This window comes from Aeromonas aquatilis, assembly GCF_054052405.1.
On record NZ_JBSTYP010000023.1, the window covers coordinates 25,044 to 41,648 of the forward strand.

18 protein-coding genes are annotated in these 16,605 nt (G+C 58.5%); 10 read left to right on the forward strand and 8 right to left on the reverse strand.

Going from position 1 to position 16,605, the window contains the following annotated elements; genetic code table 11:
- The first annotated feature begins 86 nt into the window (after window positions 1–86).
- The 7 genes from nudF (at window position 87) to parC (ending at window position 7,517) form a co-directional block, all read left to right on the forward strand.
- Window positions 87–728, forward strand: coding sequence for an ADP-ribose diphosphatase (gene nudF / locus ACW5W8_RS11025; protein ID WP_075113239.1), 642 nt, complete (start codon window positions 87–89; stop codon window positions 726–728).
- 108 nt (window positions 729–836) lie between these two features.
- Window positions 837–1,286, forward strand: coding sequence for a DUF1249 domain-containing protein (locus ACW5W8_RS11030; protein ID WP_042052480.1), 450 nt, complete (start codon window positions 837–839; stop codon window positions 1,284–1,286).
- A 22-nt stretch (window positions 1,287–1,308) separates the two neighbouring features.
- Complete coding sequence (gene cpdA, locus ACW5W8_RS11035; RefSeq protein WP_498627892.1) at window positions 1,309–2,127, forward strand: 3',5'-cyclic-AMP phosphodiesterase; 819 nt, start codon at window positions 1,309–1,311, stop codon at window positions 2,125–2,127.
- A gap of 12 nt (window positions 2,128–2,139) precedes the next feature.
- Window positions 2,140–2,727, forward strand: a complete 588-nt coding sequence (locus ACW5W8_RS11040; RefSeq protein ID WP_498627893.1) for a YqiA/YcfP family alpha/beta fold hydrolase — start codon at window positions 2,140–2,142, stop codon at window positions 2,725–2,727.
- A gap of 132 nt (window positions 2,728–2,859) precedes the next feature.
- Window positions 2,860–4,770, forward strand: a complete 1,911-nt coding sequence (gene parE, locus ACW5W8_RS11045) for a DNA topoisomerase IV subunit B (RefSeq protein WP_498627894.1) — start codon at window positions 2,860–2,862, stop codon at window positions 4,768–4,770.
- 77 nt (window positions 4,771–4,847) lie between these two features.
- Entirely contained in the window at window positions 4,848–5,159 is a 312-nt protein-coding gene (locus ACW5W8_RS11050; protein ID WP_429021876.1) for an antibiotic biosynthesis monooxygenase family protein, read from the forward strand.
- A 63-nt stretch (window positions 5,160–5,222) separates the two neighbouring features.
- A complete protein-coding gene (gene parC, locus ACW5W8_RS11055; protein ID WP_498627896.1) occupies window positions 5,223–7,517 on the forward strand; it encodes a DNA topoisomerase IV subunit A in 2,295 nt (764 codons plus the stop codon).
- Window positions 7,518–7,561: 44 nt separating this feature from the next.
- Here parC and ACW5W8_RS11060 read toward each other — a convergent pair whose 3' ends face one another.
- Window positions 7,562–7,960, reverse strand: a complete 399-nt coding sequence (locus ACW5W8_RS11060) for an SH3 domain-containing protein (protein WP_111901451.1) — start codon at window positions 7,958–7,960, stop codon at window positions 7,562–7,564.
- A 362-nt stretch (window positions 7,961–8,322) separates the two neighbouring features.
- On the opposite strand from ACW5W8_RS11060, the gene ACW5W8_RS11065 reads away from it, so the two are divergent.
- Together ACW5W8_RS11065 and ACW5W8_RS11070 are read left to right on the forward strand one after the other, a co-directional pair.
- Window positions 8,323–8,847 carry a hypothetical protein gene (locus ACW5W8_RS11065; RefSeq protein ID WP_498627897.1) on the forward strand — a complete coding sequence of 175 codons (525 nt, stop codon included), beginning with the start codon at window positions 8,323–8,325 and terminating at the stop codon, window positions 8,845–8,847.
- 405 nt (window positions 8,848–9,252) lie between these two features.
- The gene (locus ACW5W8_RS11070; protein WP_498627899.1) at window positions 9,253–10,203 is read left to right on the forward strand and encodes a transposase; all 951 of its coding nucleotides are present in this window, start codon (window positions 9,253–9,255) and stop codon (window positions 10,201–10,203) included.
- Between the two features lie 295 nt (window positions 10,204–10,498).
- On the opposite strand, the gene ACW5W8_RS11075 is transcribed toward ACW5W8_RS11070, so the two are convergent.
- The 7 genes from ACW5W8_RS11075 to ACW5W8_RS11105 all read right to left on the reverse strand — a co-directional run bounded on the left by ACW5W8_RS11075 (window position 10,499) and on the right by ACW5W8_RS11105 (window position 15,622).
- Window positions 10,499–10,873: a hypothetical protein gene (locus tag ACW5W8_RS11075; RefSeq protein WP_498627901.1), complete on the reverse strand. Its 375-nt coding sequence runs from the start codon at window positions 10,871–10,873 to the stop codon at window positions 10,499–10,501.
- A 283-nt stretch (window positions 10,874–11,156) separates the two neighbouring features.
- Window positions 11,157–12,059: a cold adaptation protein AtcC gene (gene atcC / locus ACW5W8_RS11080; protein ID WP_498627902.1), complete on the reverse strand. Its 903-nt coding sequence runs from the start codon at window positions 12,057–12,059 to the stop codon at window positions 11,157–11,159.
- A gap of 11 nt (window positions 12,060–12,070) precedes the next feature.
- Complete coding sequence (atcB, locus tag ACW5W8_RS11085; RefSeq protein ID WP_201937896.1) at window positions 12,071–12,838, reverse strand: cold adaptation protein AtcB; 768 nt, start codon at window positions 12,836–12,838, stop codon at window positions 12,071–12,073.
- Window positions 12,839–12,850: 12 nt separating this feature from the next.
- Window positions 12,851–13,393, reverse strand: a complete 543-nt coding sequence (gene atcA / locus ACW5W8_RS11090; RefSeq protein ID WP_120415377.1) for a cold adaptation protein AtcA — start codon at window positions 13,391–13,393, stop codon at window positions 12,851–12,853.
- A gap of 23 nt (window positions 13,394–13,416) precedes the next feature.
- The gene (gene atcJ / locus ACW5W8_RS11095; protein ID WP_005343121.1) at window positions 13,417–13,701 is read right to left on the reverse strand and encodes a cold adaptation protein ActJcold adaptation protein ActJ; all 285 of its coding nucleotides are present in this window, start codon (window positions 13,699–13,701) and stop codon (window positions 13,417–13,419) included.
- Between the two features lie 293 nt (window positions 13,702–13,994).
- Window positions 13,995–14,747, reverse strand: a complete 753-nt coding sequence (locus ACW5W8_RS11100; RefSeq protein WP_498627905.1) for an SDR family NAD(P)-dependent oxidoreductase — start codon at window positions 14,745–14,747, stop codon at window positions 13,995–13,997.
- Window positions 14,744–15,622, reverse strand: a complete 879-nt coding sequence (locus ACW5W8_RS11105; RefSeq protein ID WP_498627906.1) for an NAD(P)-dependent oxidoreductase — start codon at window positions 15,620–15,622, stop codon at window positions 14,744–14,746. The genes ACW5W8_RS11100 and ACW5W8_RS11105 overlap by 4 nt, the downstream gene beginning before the upstream one ends.
- A gap of 130 nt (window positions 15,623–15,752) precedes the next feature.
- Between ACW5W8_RS11105 and ACW5W8_RS11110 the strand changes: the two genes are divergently transcribed.
- The gene (locus ACW5W8_RS11110; RefSeq protein WP_498627908.1) at window positions 15,753–16,577 is read left to right on the forward strand and encodes a LysR family transcriptional regulator; all 825 of its coding nucleotides are present in this window, start codon (window positions 15,753–15,755) and stop codon (window positions 16,575–16,577) included.
- The last annotated feature ends 28 nt before the right edge of the window (window positions 16,578–16,605 follow it).

Sequence of the window (16,605 nt, forward strand, 5' to 3'; positions counted from 1 at the left end):
ATGGTACGCCGAGTGAATGAACGTTCATTCATGTTCCTCGGATTTTATGGTCAAACTGATACAAGTCAAGCTGACGGGAGTCCAGGATGTCGCAGCAACCCTTGCCACAAGATCGGCATTACGCCGCCGATGATGTGAAAATCATCGAAAAATCAGCTGGATATAACGGCTTCTTCAAGGTGAATGTCTATCGTCTGCAGCATCGGTTATTTGCAGGCGGCTGGAATCAGCCCATTGTGCGCGAGCTGTTCGAGCGGGGCCATGCTGCCGCGCTGCTGCCCTATGATCCGGTGCGCGACCAGATCGTGCTGGTGGAACAGTTCCGTATCGGCGCCATGGAGACCTGTCCGACCCCCTGGCTGCTGGAGCTGGTGGCCGGCATTATCGACGAAGGGGAGACCGCCGAGGCGGTGGTGCGCCGCGAAGCGGTGGAAGAGGCCGGGATCGAGGTGGCCCGCTGCGAGCATGCCATCAGCTATCTGGTGAGCCCGGGCGGCAGCACCGAGCGGATCGAGGTCTTTGTGGGCGAGGTGGATGCCAGCAAGGCCGAGGGACTGCACGGTCTGGCCGACGAAGGCGAAGATATCCGGGTCCACGTGGTGAGCCGCGAGCAGGCCTACGCCTGGCTCAAAGAGGGACGCATCGACAATGCGGCCTCGGTCATCGCCCTGCAGTGGTTGGCCCTCAATCATGGCGAGCTGCGTGCCCGTTGGCTGGCGGATCGCTGAGGTGGCGCTGACCCTGCAACAGAGCAGGCGCTATGTGCCCGATCTGATGTCCTTGCAGCGTACCTGCGAGGTCAACTACTCACGGGTGTTGATTGATGGAGTTTTGCGATGCCGTTAGTTCAATCCCGGACCAAACGTTATGTGCCTGATCTGATGTCTTTGCAGCGTACCTGCGAGGTCAACTACATGGCATTGATGAAACTGCTGCCGCCTGATGGGGAAGTCGGTGCCGAGCGCCGCTATCGGGTCGGCAACGATCTGCAGTTCCAGCTCACCATCATTGGCGAGAGTCGCTTCACCAATCAGGTGATCCTGAGCCAGCACAACCCCGAATTGCCCGAATATTTACAAGCTCAGATAGAGATTCGTTTGTATCATGATGTGCGGATGGCGGAAGTGTGTGCAGCGCAACAGATTTCCCGTTTGCAACCACGTTATGATTATCCCAATAAAAAGATGCACCAGCGGGACGAAAAGGAGCAGGTAAATCTGTTTCTGGCCGAATGGCTAAAATTTTGTCTCAGACATGGTACCAGCCCGATCAATATCTCCAGTTGAACAAATAAAAAGAAGCGTGATTTTGGAAACAGAGCTCCCCCAGGCGCAGGACGGCAGTGTGCGCCTGTTGCAAATTACCGACACCCACCTCTTCGCGAGTGCCGAAGGACGGCTGTTGGCTGTGCGCACCGCAGAGAGTCTGGCCGCCGTGCTGGAACAGGTGCAGGCCAATGAACACCCCTACGAGGTGATTCTGGCGACCGGCGATCTGTCGCAGGATCACAGCCCGGAATCCTATCAGCGTTTCGCCTCCATGATGGCGCCCCTTGGCCGCCCCATCTACTGGCTGCCGGGCAATCACGATGACAGCCCGCTGATGACCGAATATCTCCATGCCGCCGGGATCAGCGAAGCCAAGCAGCTGGTGGGTGACCACTGGCAGGTGATCTTGCTCGATACCCAGGTGCGCGGCAAACCCCACGGCATGATTGGCGATCACCAGCTGGCCGCCCTCGACCGCGCCCTGCGCCAATATCCTGATCGCCATGCCCTTATCACCCTGCACCATCAGGCGGTGCCGGTGGGCTGCGCCTGGCTGGATCAGCACAATCTCAAGAATGCCGATGACCTGTTCGCCGTGCTCGCTCGTCATCCGCAGCAGAAGACCATCCTGTTCGGCCACGTTCATCAGGAGTTTGACGAGGTGCACCGCGGAGTGCGGCTGATTGCCAGCCCATCGACCTGCATTCAGTTCAAGCCGCTATCCGACGGCTTCGCGCTGGACGAATCTGGCCCGGGCTGGCGCTATCTCACCCTCTATCCGGATGGGCGGGTGGCCAGCGAGGTGTGGCGCCTGCCGGTGGGGCAGTTTGTGCCCGACCCCAACGCCACCGGTTATTGAGGAGAGCATTGCATGAAGTCGGTTCTCCTTTATCTGCACGGTTTCAACTCCTCACCGGGCTCCGCCAAGGCGCAGCAGATGGCTGCCTGGGTGGCCGCCAACCGGCCCGACATCGAAGTGATCATTCCGGCTCAGCCCAATACGCCAGCGGCGGCCTGGGCGGCCATCGAGCAGACCATTGCCGATCTGCAGCGTCGTTATGGTAGTGAATACAAGCTCGGCGGCGTGGGCAGCTCCCTCGGCGGCTTTATGGCGACCCGGGTGAGCGAGCAGTACGGCTGCCGCGCAGCGCTGATAAATCCGGCGGTGCGCCCGCACGAGCTGCTCTGTGACTACCTCGGCCCCCAGACCAACCCCTACACGGGGGAGCAGTATCAGCTGTTGCCTGAACACATGGACGAGCTGCGGGCGTTGGCTGTGCCAGTGGCTGCCCCCGAGCGACTCTGGGTGCTGCAACAGCAGGGGGATGAAGTGCTCGACTATCGCAAGGCGCTGGACGAGTACCGCTTTGCCCGTCTCTCGCTGGAGTGTGGCGGCAACCACGCCTTTGTCGCGTTCGAGCGCTACCCCGCCCAGATCATCCGTTTCCTCGGGTTATAGTCAGGTTTGAGTCAATAAGGGCGGTCTCGCCCTGCTTGTTCTTCTCCAGATCAAGCTTTCGGTGCGGGGAGTTTGTTCTACCCCCGCCTAGCAGTTAAGATTCCCTCCAAACGTCAATTCGCAAGGCCCTCCATGTCTACTCAATACAATGCGGATGCCATTGAGGTCCTCAATGGCCTTGAACCGGTGCGTCGCCGCCCCGGCATGTATACCGACACCACCCGGCCCAATCACCTCGGCCAGGAGGTCATCGACAACAGCGTCGATGAAGCGCTGGCAGGTCACGCCCGTACCCTGGAGGTGACCCTGTATGAAGACCAGTCCCTCGAAGTGATCGACGACGGCCGCGGCATGCCGGTCGATATCCACCCGGAAGAGGGTGTCAGCGGGGTGGAGCTGATCCTCTGCAAGCTGCACGCGGGCGGCAAATTCTCCAACAAGAACTACCAGTTCTCCGGCGGTCTGCATGGGGTGGGTATTTCGGTAGTAAACGCCCTCTCCGATCGGGTCGAGGTGACGGTGCGTCGCGACGGTCAGGTCTATGACATCGCCTTCGAGCGCGGCGAGAAGGTGCAGGAGCTGACCATCACCGGCACCTGCGGCCGTCGCAACACCGGCACCCGGGTGCGCTTCTGGCCAGAGGCGAGCTACTTCGATTCGCCCAAATTCTCGGTCACCAAGCTGGAGCACCTGCTCAAAGCCAAGGCCGTACTCTGCCCCGGCCTCACCATCAAGTTCCTCGACAAGAACACCGGCATCAAGCTGGAGTGGTGCTACGAAGATGGCCTCAAGGATTATCTGGTCGACGCGGTCAAGCAGTTCACCTGCCTGCCGGAGCAGCCCTTTATCGGCTCGTTCAGCTCCGAACAGTCGGCGGTGGACTGGGCGCTCTGCTGGCTGCCGGAAGGGGGCGAATGCCTCGCCGAATCCTATGTGAACCTCATTCCCACCGCGCAGGGCGGCACCCACGTCAACGGTCTGCGTCAGGGGCTGCTCGACGCCATGCGCGAGTTCTGCGAGTTCCGCAACCTGCTGCCGCGTGGGGTCAAGCTGACCCCGGAAGATATCTGGGATCGCTGCGCCTACATCCTCTCCATCAAGATGCAGGATCCGCAGTTCGCCGGTCAGACCAAGGAGCGCCTCTCCTCCCGTCAGAGCTCGGCGTTCGTCTCCGGCGTGGTGAAGGATGCTTTCAGCCTCTATCTGAACAGCAACACCGAGCTGGCGGAGCAGATCGCCGAGCTCTGTATCTCCAGCGCCCAGCGCCGGATGCGTGCCGCCAAGACGGTGGTGCGCAAGAAGATAACGCAAGGCCCGGCGCTGCCCGGCAAGCTGACCGACTGTGGCTGCGCCGATCCCATGCAGGGGGAGCTGTTCCTGGTGGAGGGTGACTCCGCGGGCGGCAGTGCCAAGCAGGCGCGGGATCGCGAGTTTCAGGCCATCATGCCGCTGCGCGGAAAGATCCTGAACACCTGGGAGGTGGAGGCCGGTCAGGTGCTCGCCTCGCAGGAGGTGCACGATATTTCCGTGGCCATCGGTCTTGACCCCGACTCCGACGATCTCTCCGGTCTGCGCTACGGCAAGGTGTGCATCCTCGCGGATGCGGACTCGGACGGTCTGCACATCGCCACCCTGCTCTGCGCCCTGTTTGTGAAGCATTTCCGCACGCTGGTGGAGAAGGGCCACGTCTATGTGGCCATGCCGCCCCTCTACCGGATCGATATCGGTAAAGAGGTCTACTACGCCCTCGACGAGGACGAGAAGAACGGCGTGCTGCAGCGGGTCGAGGCCGAGAAGAAGAAGGGTAAGGTGATGGTGACCCGATTCAAGGGCCTGGGTGAGATGAACCCGAAACAGCTGCGGGAAACCACCATGGATCCCAACACCCGTCGTCTGGTGCAGCTCACCATGGATCCGGCAGGGGAGAGTGAAGGGGATGCGGCTGACGAGACCCTGCAGCTGATGGACATGCTGCTGGCCAAGAAGCGGGCGAGCGATCGCCGCGAATGGCTGGAAGAGAAGGGCAACCTCGCCATCATCTAAGCCGGTCAAGTGCGTGACCTGAATGGCAGGAAGAGCCGTTAACTCTCGCGTGTGCGGCCCATATACAAGGAGACAGGATGATAGCCAATACTCCCGAGCCCCCTTACTACGCAGTGATTTTTACCTCTCTGCGAACTGACGAGGATGCAGGTTACGGCGCGATGGCCGAACGGATGGTCGAGCTGGCTCAGCGACAGAGCGGCTTTCTTGGTATGGAGTCAGCGCGTGACGGAGTGGGTATCACGGTTTCCTACTGGCGCGATCTCGAGTCCATTCGCCACTGGAAGGCAGAGCTGGAGCACAAAGAGGCCCAGCGGCTCGGGCGCGAGAAGTGGTATAGCGCTTTCAAGACACGCATTGCACGGGTAGAGCGCGATTACGGCCTGTAAGGTGCTCGCCCCTCGATTTTTTGCGGCCAAGGCCGCGACCCAAATAATGAAGAGAACTATCACATGAGTGATGCTATCGAGCTCAGTCTGGACGGGGTAGAGCGCCAGCCAATGCGCACCTTTACCGAACAGGCTTACTTGAACTACTCCATGTACGTCATCATGGATCGGGCCCTGCCGCATATCGGCGACGGCCTCAAACCGGTGCAGCGGCGCATCATCTACGCCATGAGCGAGCTGGGTCTGTCGGCCCTCTCCAAGCACAAGAAATCCGCCCGTACCGTGGGTGACGTGCTGGGTAAGTACCACCCCCACGGCGACAGCGCCTGTTATGAGGCCATGGTGCTGATGGCCCAGCCCTTCTCCTACCGCTACCCGTTGGTGGACGGTCAGGGTAACTGGGGTGCGCCGGACGATCCCAAATCCTTCGCTGCCATGCGTTATACCGAAGCTCGCCTGTCGCGCTTCTCCGAGCTGCTGCTCTCCGAGCTGGGTCAGGGCACGGTGGAGTGGACGCCGAACTTCGACGGCACAATGAAAGAGCCAGTGGTGCTGCCCGCCCGCCTGCCGCACATCCTGCTCAACGGGGTGACCGGTATCGCGGTGGGCATGGCGACCGATATTCCGCCCCACAACGCGCGGGAAGTGGCCTACGCCTGTGCCGAGCTGCTCGACAACCCCAATGCGGGGCTCGATGCATTGATGGCGCACATTCAGGGGCCGGATTATCCGACCAACGCCGAGATCATCACCCCGCGCGACGATATCCGCAAAATCTACGAGACCGGCAAGGGCTCCATCAAACAGCGTGCGGTCTGGAGCGAGGAGGATGGCGACATCGTCATCACCGCGCTGCCCCATCAGGCCTCCGGCGCCAAGATCATGGAGCAGATCGCCGCCCAGATGGTGGCGAAAAAGCTGCCGATGGTTACCGATCTGCGCGATGAATCTGACCACGAAAACCCGACCCGTCTGGTGATCATCCCCCGCTCCAACCGGGTGGATGTAGAGGGGCTGATGGCCCACCTGTTCGCCACCACGGATCTGGAGAAGAACTACCGGGTCAACCTCAACATCCTCGGCCTCGACAACCGGCCGCAGGTGAAAACCCTCAAGATGATCCTCTCCGAGTGGATCATCTTCCGCCGCGAGACCGTGCGTCGCCGCCTGCAATTCCGCCTCGACAAGGTGCTGGCTCGCCTGCACATCCTCGAAGGCTTGCTGATCGCCTATCTCAACATCGACGAGGTGATCGAGATCATCCGCACCGAAGATGAGCCGGGCAAGGTGATGGTGGAGCGCTTCAACATTACCGAGACCCAGGCCGAAGCGATCCTCGAGCTGAAACTGCGCCATCTGGCCAAGCTCGAAGAGTTCAAGCTGCGCGCCGAGCAGAACGAACTGGCCGAAGAGCGCGACAAGCTGGAGCTGATTCTGGGCTCCGAGCGTCGCCTCAACACCCTGCTCAAGAAAGAGCTGCTGGCCGATGCCGAGAAGTACGGCGACGATCGCCGCACCCCGCTAGTGGAGCGTGCTACCGCCGTGGCGCTTACCGAGAAAGAGCTGGTGCCCAGCGAACCGGTCACCGTCATCCTCTCCGACAAGGGGTGGGTACGCGCCGCCAAGGGCCACGACGTGGATGTGGCGGGGCTCTCCTACAAGGCGGGGGACAGCTATCTTGCCCACGCCTGTGGCCGCAGCAACCAGCAGGCGGTGTTCCTCTCCACGTTGGGGAGAACCTACGCCCTCGAATCTCACACCTTGCCATCCGCGCGCAGTCAGGGCGAACCGCTCACCGGCCGCTTTGCGCTGGGGGCAGGGGAAGAGGTGCGCCATCTGGTGATGGGCAACGAAGGTGAGCCCTACCTGATCGCCAGCGATGCCGGTTACGGCTTTGTCTGCACCTATGACGATCTCATCGGCAAGAACAAGAACGGCAAGGCGCTGCTCACCGTGCCGGAAGGGGGTCAGGTGATGGCACCCCAGAAGATTGGCTCGCCGGAGACCGATCTTTGCATGGCCATCTCCAACGAAGGGCGCATGCTGCTGTTCCCGCTCAACACCTTGCCGGTGCTCGGCAAGGGCAAGGGCAACAAGCTGATCAGCATCCCCTCTGCTCGCGTGAAGGTGCGGGAGGAGTTTGTGGTGATGGCTGCCGTGATCCCGCAGGGCCAGTCGGTCACCCTGTTTGCCGGCAAGCGCAAGCTGACCTTGAAACCCTCTGATCTCGACTACTACCGTGGCGAGCGCGGCCGCCGCGGCGCCAAGCTGCCCCGCGGTTTGCAGCGAGTCGATCGCATCGAGATTGAACCCGCTGCCGGTGCTGAACCGGTAGCCGGGGAAAATCAGGAAGGGTAATTAATAATGAAGGGCGCGAAAGCGCCCTTTCTGTTTAATATGAATTATTTCACTGGAGATGAAGAGAGATACTTTTTGCTGACCCATCCATATACGCCACTCTTGCTAATATATGCCCACTGATTTTCTTGGTGGTGCAATAAAACAAAGTCCCCTTTAGAAAGAGATGTATTTATATTAGCTTTGATAGTTGGTGATGTACGTACGTTCAATTTTTTAGGAATAACATACCTTACCAATACGTTCGTAGATGAAGGTGCAGGCTTTTTGCTTTTTTCCTGATTTTCTATCGGAGATGAGTAGGTATAGGTGTTTTTATGGCAAGTTTTACTCCATGAAATACATGAGTTTCCACATGGCTGCCCCTTTTTACAGTTTTTGGCATAGGCTGGGGGAATTAGTAGAAGGATGCTTGAGAATAATATAATCATCGTTTTTTTCATAAATAGTAAACTCACTTAAGCTAGGTTTATGTTTTTGGTTGGCTTTAGCAATATTATCAGAGTTGAGAAATGATATTCTGTGACTTATATCATTTATATTACAGGTGTTAATGGTTGTTATTTTATGGCCGTTCTGTCAACAAAATGATCTTTATCACACCTCTCAATTGACAAATGTGTTATTTTGTTTTTTTGTAATTAAAACCAGTGAGTCTAAGATGAAGAAATTTCTATTTTTTATAGTGTTAACATCACTTATGAGTGGTTGTGCTGTATCTTATGACCCAAGTACATAATCAAAATCCACTCCGGTTGATTTTCCTCCACTTGGTCAGGTTAATACTGCATATGTGGGTGACAGTATGATGTCAAAAGGAATTCTTTTTGAGGGGGAGGCCATTGTACTTAAAAACGCTATAGATGGCGTAGCTTATGACATACCAAGTGGAACTTACGACAAACTAGGTTATAATAATACAGCTGATGTATTTAAAACAGTTACTAGAGAAGGGCAAATTGTTATACAAAATCCTTTCGCCGATCCGTACCAAGCACTTGGAGTGAAGAAAAATAATCCAAGTGAGTTATGTGTTATTACGGTTTTCGGAATGTATTCTTGCTATGCTGCAAATTTTGAAGTAAAGAAAGTTTCTTCTATTAACTCAGCATCATTTCAACAAACTTTGATTTATAGTGGTAAGGTCGGAAATAAAATTAATATCGGGTATCGTGAAACTAGTAATGACATTGCTCGCCCTGCATTTAATAATGATGTCGAGTATGATTTAGGTGAGTCACAAGAAATTGGCTATAAAGGTGCTGTAGTTGAAGTGATTTCTGCTGACAATCAAAAAATAACATATCGAGTGGTAAAGTCATTTAGATAGTTATATATGGCCATAGGTTTACTTGGTGAAGCGTAATCAGACGATCTGCGGCAATTCAGCTGGAACGCCAACGGGTTTCTCCTGTCCATAACCACCGAGATTACGGTGTGGACGATTACGCTTTGCTAATCGACCCTAATTCTCTCTGTTTTCTTTAACGTTCTGCTGCTTGTCGATGGCTTCTGTTGTGATGGTTTGTTTCCCCTCATCCCCGACCCTTCTCCCGCAAGGGGAGAAGGGAGCCCAGATCGCAGCAATTTTGGAATGCGTGACAGCTACGACTACAGGTTGGCAGACGCTGATCCCCTCTCCCCTTGGGAGAGGAAGGAAATCTGGGACACCCACATTTTTGACAGCGGCGTAATCCTGTACTTGGCTTGAAGAGTTACTGTCGAGGGATGCGCCATGACCATTGCCCGTTCACGTCAAATCAGTTTGCAGGATACGCCTTACTACCACGTGGTGAGCCGTTGTGTGCGGCGAGCGTTTCTGTGCGGGGAAGATGCCCATTCTGGCCAGAGTTACGAGCATCGTCGCCAGTGGGTGGTCGACAAATTGGGGCAACTGTCGCGGCTATTTGCCATCAGTGTTTGTGCCTATGCGGTGATGAGCAATCACTATCATCTGGTGCTCAAGGTGGAGCCAGATACCGCAGCCAACTGGAGTGAGCGGGAGGTGGCGGAGCGTTGGGCGGCTCTGTTCCACTGGCCGCTGCTGGTCAGGCGTTGGTATCAGGGCGAGTCACTGATTGAACCTGAACTGGCGGTTGTGCAGCAATTGTTGGCCCAATGGCGAGAACGGCTTTACTCCATCAGCTGGTTTATTCGGTTACTCAATGAAAATCTGGCCCGTCAGGCCAATCAGGAAGATGGTTGTAAGGGACATTTCTGGGAGGGCCGCTTCAAGAGCCAAGCTTTGCTTAACGAATCAGCCTTGTTGGCCTGTATGGCGTATGTTGACCTCAATCCGATACGAGCCGCGCTGGCCGACCGGCCCGAGCTGAGCGACTATACCAGTATCAAGCAGCGCCTGGACGAACCTGCACCTGCTGAGGTTTTACCACCACTGTTGCTGCCATTTGCCAGTCAGGGGAGGCCTGAAGAGTTGTCCTATGCTTTCACTGACTACCTGATGCTGGTTGATTGGACGGGTCGTGCGATCCGTTCCGATAAGCGGGGTTATATTCCAGCCACGCTTGCTCCTGTTTTGCAACGGTTGGGGCTGGACGGGGAGCGTTGGCTAAAGCAAGTGGTTCTTTTCAGGCGACCAGGCATCAGAGCGGTGGGAGATCGGGAACATTGCCAACAGTTTGCCCACCACTGTGGCCAGTTACGATGTCATCAGCCGTCTCGCTGATCTGTTTGCTGGCTGCTCGGTGATTAACAAAGCGTTTTAGCTGTAGATAGCTCTGTAACGACAGGCGTTGTTTATAGCGACATTCCCTTATTTACTGGTCCAATTGCCCTATTCCCATCTCGAATCCATTCCCTTGAACGTGCTGTAAGGAGCCTCGCTTGATTTTGCTGTGCCTTGCTCGAAAAGGTGGGCAAAAGGTGGGTGTCCAAAAAGGAAAGGTATCTGCAAGCTGGGGGCGAGTCTGCCGGGCAGAGAGGCTGATCCTTTCTGCCCAGAATGAGGGCCATGATTGGGGTCAGTAATTGAAATGCCACTGGATGGGCAGCTCGAGATCAAACAGCAGCTCGTTTTCTTCCAGACGAAATGGGATGGCGATCTGGTGCTGCTGATACTCATCGACGATAAGGCAGCACTCGAAGAAGTTGGATTCGTAGCAGAGGTGCGCCAGCCCTTGGCTGCCATCTTGTGAGAGCGCGACGCGCAGTACTCGCGGTTGGTGCTCCAGACTGAGATTGACGGCGGGATTTCCCTCGTCCACCAATCGCTCCAGCAGGGGGAATAGGTCCTGCTTGTGAGCCTCGATCGTGCGGGCCACCGCCTGCTCCCGTTCGGTGCGCGTGTTGAGTGGGCCTGCCAGCCGATAGCGGGTCTGGATCCTATCTTGCGTCATGATCTGCTCCTTTATCTGGTTCCCTGATGGCCTTTACCTCAGGCTGAGCTGTCTTTACTGAAAAATATCTGCTTGGTCAGGGGCTCTTCTCGCCAGTACACCAAGAATGTCATGGCTCATCTTGTCAAAACTATAGCGTCAGCCGCTCAAGGGCGGTCTGGTTGCCGACAATGGTGTCGTGCGGTTCGCCATTAGAGGGCAGAGCGAAAAGCACAACGCCCGGCGAACCGGGCGTTGAGTTATCAGAGATGGAGCATCAACACATCAGAGGGCGAAAACGCCCCTAGAAGTCGTGGTAGAGCGGCCAGCCGAGCAGCGGGTGCTTGAGACCGGCGCGCATCTCGACGTTGTCGAGCTTCTCCGGCGAGGCGTTCTCTTTTTGCAGCAGCTGGTACTGGCGCACAAAGCCGAGGGTGTGGAGCAGGTTGGGCACAAAGCCCGGGCTCAGCTCCTGGCGCAGGGCGGCGGCCATGTCGGCAGGCAGCGCGCTTAGCATCAGGGCGAGCTGGGCGGCGAGGTAGTCGGTGTCATACCAGCCCTCGTCGAGCTCAATCTCCCGCGCCAGTTTGCGCTTGAGATCCTGCTTCACCTTGAGCGGGGCGGCGCCACTGCCCTTGCCACAGAGGATGCGGTAGAGCAGCGCTTCGGCCAGCTTGTCCTCCATGGTCGGGTGGTCGCTCTCGCAGGCGAAGAAGTGCTGGTCGATGAGCTCCATCAGGCGGCTCTTGTTGTGCTCGCTCAGCGCCTTCTCGTACTCCTGCCACCCTTGCCACTCCTCCACATCGGGCGGGCTCGAGATCTTGTCCAAGAGCCGGGCATCCACGTCACCGTAGAGGCTGTTGCCAGCCTGCTTGGGGCTGACGGTGATGAGCATCGACCAGCCCTTCTGGAACGGCTTGATGGGGCCTTCCGGCGCCTGCAGCAGCGCCAGCGCCTTGGCCGGATCCCGCGCCGAGAGATCCTGCAGGCCGAGGCTCACCACGCCGATGACGTCGTGGGCCGCCTGCTCCAGCAGGTGCATCTTGTACTTGTTGTAGTACTTGTCGGCGAATTTGAGGCTCATCAGCACCGCCTTGCCCTTGATGGCGGCCAGCTGTTGCTGACTCAAGAGTTCGTTGTCGCGGCCAAAGCGCAGCACCTGGGTCAGAAAGGGGCCCTGGTTGGCATCGCGAATGACTAACTGCATGAATGGGCTCCTTAATCCAGAAAGCTGAACATGTCGTCGACGTCGCCGTACTCGTCTTCCTCGACCTTGTTCTTCTCTTTGGCCTGCATCACCAGCTCGGCGGCAAACTTGTTGATGATGCCGTCCCAGCTGGAGTGCTCGTTACGCAACAGCGCCTTGATGGCTTTCTCCACCTCGGGGGCCAGCTCGCGGATCAGCATCAAGAGGCTGCGCGGGTCATCCAGCGCGTAGTCGTGGAGATCCTCGCTCTGCTGGCGCTCGCTGTAGCGCTGGGACTCTTCGAGATCTTCCTCTTCAGCGTGCAGCACGTCGCGATAGCCTTCGTCCTCTTCATAGCGATCGCCACGATAGAACTCGATAAAGGGGATGGCGAGGTAGAAGAGACCGGCCGGATCTTCGGCCACGCACTCGAGGATCTCGCGCTGCTTGGCTTCGCTATCCTGGGTGCGGATCAGATAGTTGAGGAAGTCGAAGGTGTGCTGTTGCAGCTCGTCGGCGTTGTTCTTGATCGCCTCTTCCCAGTAGAGCGGCTGCTGGCAGACGATGTCGCGGATCCGCTCCGGGGTCATCAGCTCGGAGATGATGGAGGGGAAGGAGATATCGTGCTGGCCGTTAATCTGGGTGAGGGTAACGATATCAATGTTTTCAATCACTTCTGCCAGCTGGTCGTCAGACATGGTCTTGGCGATCAGCTCGAACTTCTCGCTGGCCTGCTTCGGCTCGATAACGGCCAGCTCTTTGATCTCGATGGCGGTAATTTCTATCAGACTGTTGCTCATGCCTTGCCCCAATTAGAAACGGACTTCGTCGTACATATCCTGATCGCCGTCGTCATCACCATAGCGGTCACTGCCGCCGTGGTAGTCGGCGTCGGCATCTTCCCCGTCTTCATCTTCTTCGTCGCGCAGCTCATAGTCGTCATCGCCGCGGTGGCTACCGCGCGGTAGCGGGTTGTCGAGCAGGAACAGCACGGCGCAGGCTTCCATCAGCTGATCTTCGCTCTGGGCCCGCACTGCCTTGACCAGCGGCAGGGCGGCGTTGTTGAAGCCGACACTCACCTTGAACTCGTCCCAGCTTGGCTGCTCGCCGCTGGCGAGCCACTTGTTCCACTGCGACTTGGCCTTGGCCGGGAACTGCACCCGGCCATAGAGGGCCAGCGGCAGATACTCGGGCATAAACTCCAGCATGCTCATATCGGCCAGCAGCAGGCTCTTCATCTGGTCGGTGAACTGTTCCAGCCCCTTGGGGTCGTCCTGATCCCGGTAGGATTCGATGTTTTCGCTGGCATCGCTTTGCAGCGCCTTGAGCCGCGCCTGGTCCCATCTCTTTTGCATAGTTGCTCTTTCTGCCTGCTGTTTCAGGGGTAGAACTGATCCCACATCTCCTGCATGGCGGAGGCGGGGTCGGTCACGATGACGTTGTTGAAATCCTTGATAAAGGCGGCCCGCTGTTTCGGATCGGACAGCACTTCATAGGCCTGCTTTACCTGGTGCAGCTTGATGGCTGCCTGCTCTTTCTCTTCTTCACTGGCCCCGTGCAGCTTGTCGGGGTGGTACTGGTTCGACAGCCGACGATAGGCTTTCTTGATGTCGTTTTCGCTGGCGTTGGACTTGACGCCCAGCACCCGAAAGTAGTTGTTCATGGCAGATCCTGCATCACTGGCATCATAGGATTCACGCTGCGAGTGCCTGATGGTGGGGATTGGCAAACCAGGCACGGCAAAAACCCGTCATTTTAACGGAAACAGCCCGCCAACGCGATGAGTTGGGCGATCAATTAACGGGCGAGATGAAGAGGTGTCAGTTGAGCGTCTATTGTTGCCAGTCGGTCTGGCCAGTGCAAGGGGCGAGCACGGGAAGGCGATGAAAAAATGGTCAGGGGCGAGTGTGGGGTGAGATGGCGGCGGCAGCGCAAATCGGGCTGCCGCCGCAGGGGTTACTCCTCCCAGAAGGAGGCGGAGGTGTGGTAGATCATCTTCTTGCTCATCCCGCCATCGACCACCAGATTGGCACCGTTGATAAAGTCGTTGCGGGGATCGGCCAGAAAGAGGCAGACGCGGGTGATGTCGTCGGGGCGCCCGACCCGGCCGCTCAGGTGCTGGCGATGATCCGCCTCGGTCAGGGTGTGGTAATCCTCCGCCTGGATCCAGCCCGGACTGATGGCATTGACCGTGATGGGGTAGTCGGCCAGCGAGTTGGCGAGGGACTGGGTGAGGGCGACCAGCGCTCCCTTGGAGGCGCCATAGGCATCCCAACCCGGTTCGTTCTGCTGCCAGCGAGTGGAGGCAATATTGATGATGCGGCCATAGGGCAGATCGCGGTTGGCCTGCACAAAAGCGCGGGCGCAGAGCATGGCGCCGCGCACATTGACCGTCATCACCTGATCGAACTGGGCTGCGCTCAGCTCCTCGAAGCGGGTGTGGAACTTGCTGATGGCGCCGTTGTTGATCAGTAGATGGATGCCGCCATGCTGCGCGCGCACCTCGGCAAAGAGGCGTTCGATGGCCTGCTCATCCCGCAAATCGAGCGGATGAAAGTGGATCTCGGGATGGTCAAAAGCGTGAGGAGCCAGATCGGTGGCGATCACCCGATAACCCGCTTCGGCCAGCCCGATGCAGAGCTGGCGGCCAATCCCGCCAGCGGCGCCGGTGACCAGTGCAATTTGGGGTTGGTTGGTCAGCTCGTTCATTGTGCCGCTCCATTGCGTGCCCGCAGCACCTTGATGAGGGCTGACACCTCCTGCTGACCAAACCCTTGCGCCACCCCTTCCTCAAACAGATCGGCGGCAAAACGCGGGAAGCGGCTGTCGATCCCGGCATCGGTGGCATGACCGGCCAAGCGACTGATGGCGGCGCTCCAGGTTTTCAGGCTGGCGTAGGGGTGATCGAAATCGCCACTCGCCAGCGTCTTGCCCAGATGGGCCACATCGCCACCGAGAATGGGGGAGAGCTCGCTGAACTGGGCGCACACCTTGGCCACCGGTAGTCCTTCCGCCTCGCAGATCAGCGTGCCGTGCAGGGCACCGAGCAGACCACCGGCAAAGTAGGCGGCGACGGCACAATCTTGCGCAGCGGCGGCGCCTACCGCCTCGGCCACCTGGTCGAGGGTAGGGGCGAGCAGGCGCAGCACCGGCTCGGCCTCGCTAAAGGCGACGCTGGCCCCCGAGCAGATGATGCTGGCATCAGTGGTGCCGATCTGATCCGGGAAGCAGAGGATGGCGCCATCGAGATAACGGGCGCCGCGGGCGTGGCTCCAGCTCTCCAGCGCTCTGGCCCTCTGCGGGCTGCCAGTGGAGAGCTGCACCAGCAGCTTGCCCGCCACGGCGTCGCTCGCCTCGTCCAGCAACTGCTGGCTGACGGCGTAGTTATCGACGCAGACAAGGGTCATATCGCTTGCGGCAATAGCCGCGCCAACCGAGGGGGCGAGAGTCGCACCCAGCGCTTGCAGCGAGGCTGCCTTGGCGGCGCTGCGATTCCAGACGGTGACCGGATAGCCCGCCTTGAGCAAGGTGGTGGCGAGGGCGGAGCCCATGGCCCCGAGGCCGATGACAGAGAGATGGCGCATGATGGCTCCTGGCTGTGTTGATAGACGCTGATATAGAAAATTGGGATGCCTTGTGGCAGGTAAGCCACTATATTTGCCCCGTGTCGCTGTGAAAAATGGCTTTTATGACTATCTGGTATAGGTGAATTCTATGGATGTGCGAACCCTGCGTGCGTTTGTGGCTGTCTTCGAGGAGCGCAACATCACGGCGGCGGCCACCCGCCTCTTCATTACCCAGCCCACCCTCTCCACCACCATCAAGACGCTGGAGGATGAGCTGGGGGTGACCCTGTTTGTGCGGCAGGCGCGCGGGGTGGAGGGGACCGAAGCGGCGCACCGGCTCTATCCCCGCGCCAAGCGGCTGATCGCCGATACCGACTCCCTCGCCCGCGAGTTTCGTGAAACCTCCCCCTGTCTCGAGCTGACGGTGGGGATTGAGGCGGATTTGGGTGATGGCGTGGTGGGGGCGCTGGTGCAAGGGGCGCTTGCCCACGAGGAGATCCTGCTGACTCTGGAAGAAGGCTGCTGTGGCGATGTGCGGCTGGGGTGCGAATCCCTGCGTTGTGGCGACGAGCTCTTTATCCCCCTGCTGGAGGAGGCGTTCGTGCTGGTGCTGCCGCCGGATCACCCGCTGGCGGGCAAGGGGGCGCTCACCCCGGCAGCGTTGGCGGATGAACCCTGGGTCACCTGCCCGCGCCACGACTCCCACCTGCGGCTGATCGCCATTCTCGGTAATCAGGCGCCGCTCTATCCACGGCGGGCAGGGTCGCTGCGACTGGCGGCGACTATGGTGGCCGCCGGGGCGGGGATCGCCTGGCTGCCCCGTTCCCTCTGTCCGCACGGCTGTACGGTCGCCGAGCTGGCGGCCTCTTCCTTCAAGCGGCGGGTGGGGCTCTGCTACGCCCCCGATGCGTTGCGCTCGATAGCGGTAACTGCCCTGCTGGAGCAGGTGCGCGGGATGCAGCTCCCCGTCTGATGTCGGGATAAAAATGTCGGCATAAAAA

Bases quoted from the DNA above. Each gene is read 5' to 3' on its own strand.
- nudF (WP_075113239.1), top strand. From the start codon at position 87: ATGTCGCAGCAACCCTTGCCACAAGATCGGCATTACGCCGCCGATGAT.
- ACW5W8_RS11030 (WP_042052480.1), top strand. From the start codon at position 837: ATGCCGTTAGTTCAATCCCGGACCAAACGTTATGTGCCTGATCTGATG.
- ACW5W8_RS11040 (WP_498627893.1), top strand. From the start codon at position 2,140: ATGAAGTCGGTTCTCCTTTATCTGCACGGTTTCAACTCCTCACCGGGC.
- parE (WP_498627894.1), top strand. From the start codon at position 2,860: ATGTCTACTCAATACAATGCGGATGCCATTGAGGTCCTCAATGGCCTT.
- ACW5W8_RS11050 (WP_429021876.1), top strand. From the start codon at position 4,848: ATGATAGCCAATACTCCCGAGCCCCCTTACTACGCAGTGATTTTTACC.
- parC (WP_498627896.1), top strand. From the start codon at position 5,223: ATGAGTGATGCTATCGAGCTCAGTCTGGACGGGGTAGAGCGCCAGCCA.
- ACW5W8_RS11060 (WP_111901451.1), bottom strand. From the start codon at position 7,960: ATGAAAAAAACGATGATTATATTATTCTCAAGCATCCTTCTACTAATT.
- ACW5W8_RS11065 (WP_498627897.1), top strand. From the start codon at position 8,323: ATGATGTCAAAAGGAATTCTTTTTGAGGGGGAGGCCATTGTACTTAAA.
- ACW5W8_RS11070 (WP_498627899.1), top strand. From the start codon at position 9,253: ATGACCATTGCCCGTTCACGTCAAATCAGTTTGCAGGATACGCCTTAC.
- ACW5W8_RS11075 (WP_498627901.1), bottom strand. From the start codon at position 10,873: ATGACGCAAGATAGGATCCAGACCCGCTATCGGCTGGCAGGCCCACTC.
- atcC (WP_498627902.1), bottom strand. From the start codon at position 12,059: ATGCAGTTAGTCATTCGCGATGCCAACCAGGGCCCCTTTCTGACCCAG.
- atcB (WP_201937896.1), bottom strand. From the start codon at position 12,838: ATGAGCAACAGTCTGATAGAAATTACCGCCATCGAGATCAAAGAGCTG.
- atcA (WP_120415377.1), bottom strand. From the start codon at position 13,393: ATGCAAAAGAGATGGGACCAGGCGCGGCTCAAGGCGCTGCAAAGCGAT.
- atcJ (WP_005343121.1), bottom strand. From the start codon at position 13,701: ATGAACAACTACTTTCGGGTGCTGGGCGTCAAGTCCAACGCCAGCGAA.
- ACW5W8_RS11100 (WP_498627905.1), bottom strand. From the start codon at position 14,747: ATGAACGAGCTGACCAACCAACCCCAAATTGCACTGGTCACCGGCGCC.
- ACW5W8_RS11105 (WP_498627906.1), bottom strand. From the start codon at position 15,622: ATGCGCCATCTCTCTGTCATCGGCCTCGGGGCCATGGGCTCCGCCCTC.
- ACW5W8_RS11110 (WP_498627908.1), top strand. From the start codon at position 15,753: ATGGATGTGCGAACCCTGCGTGCGTTTGTGGCTGTCTTCGAGGAGCGC.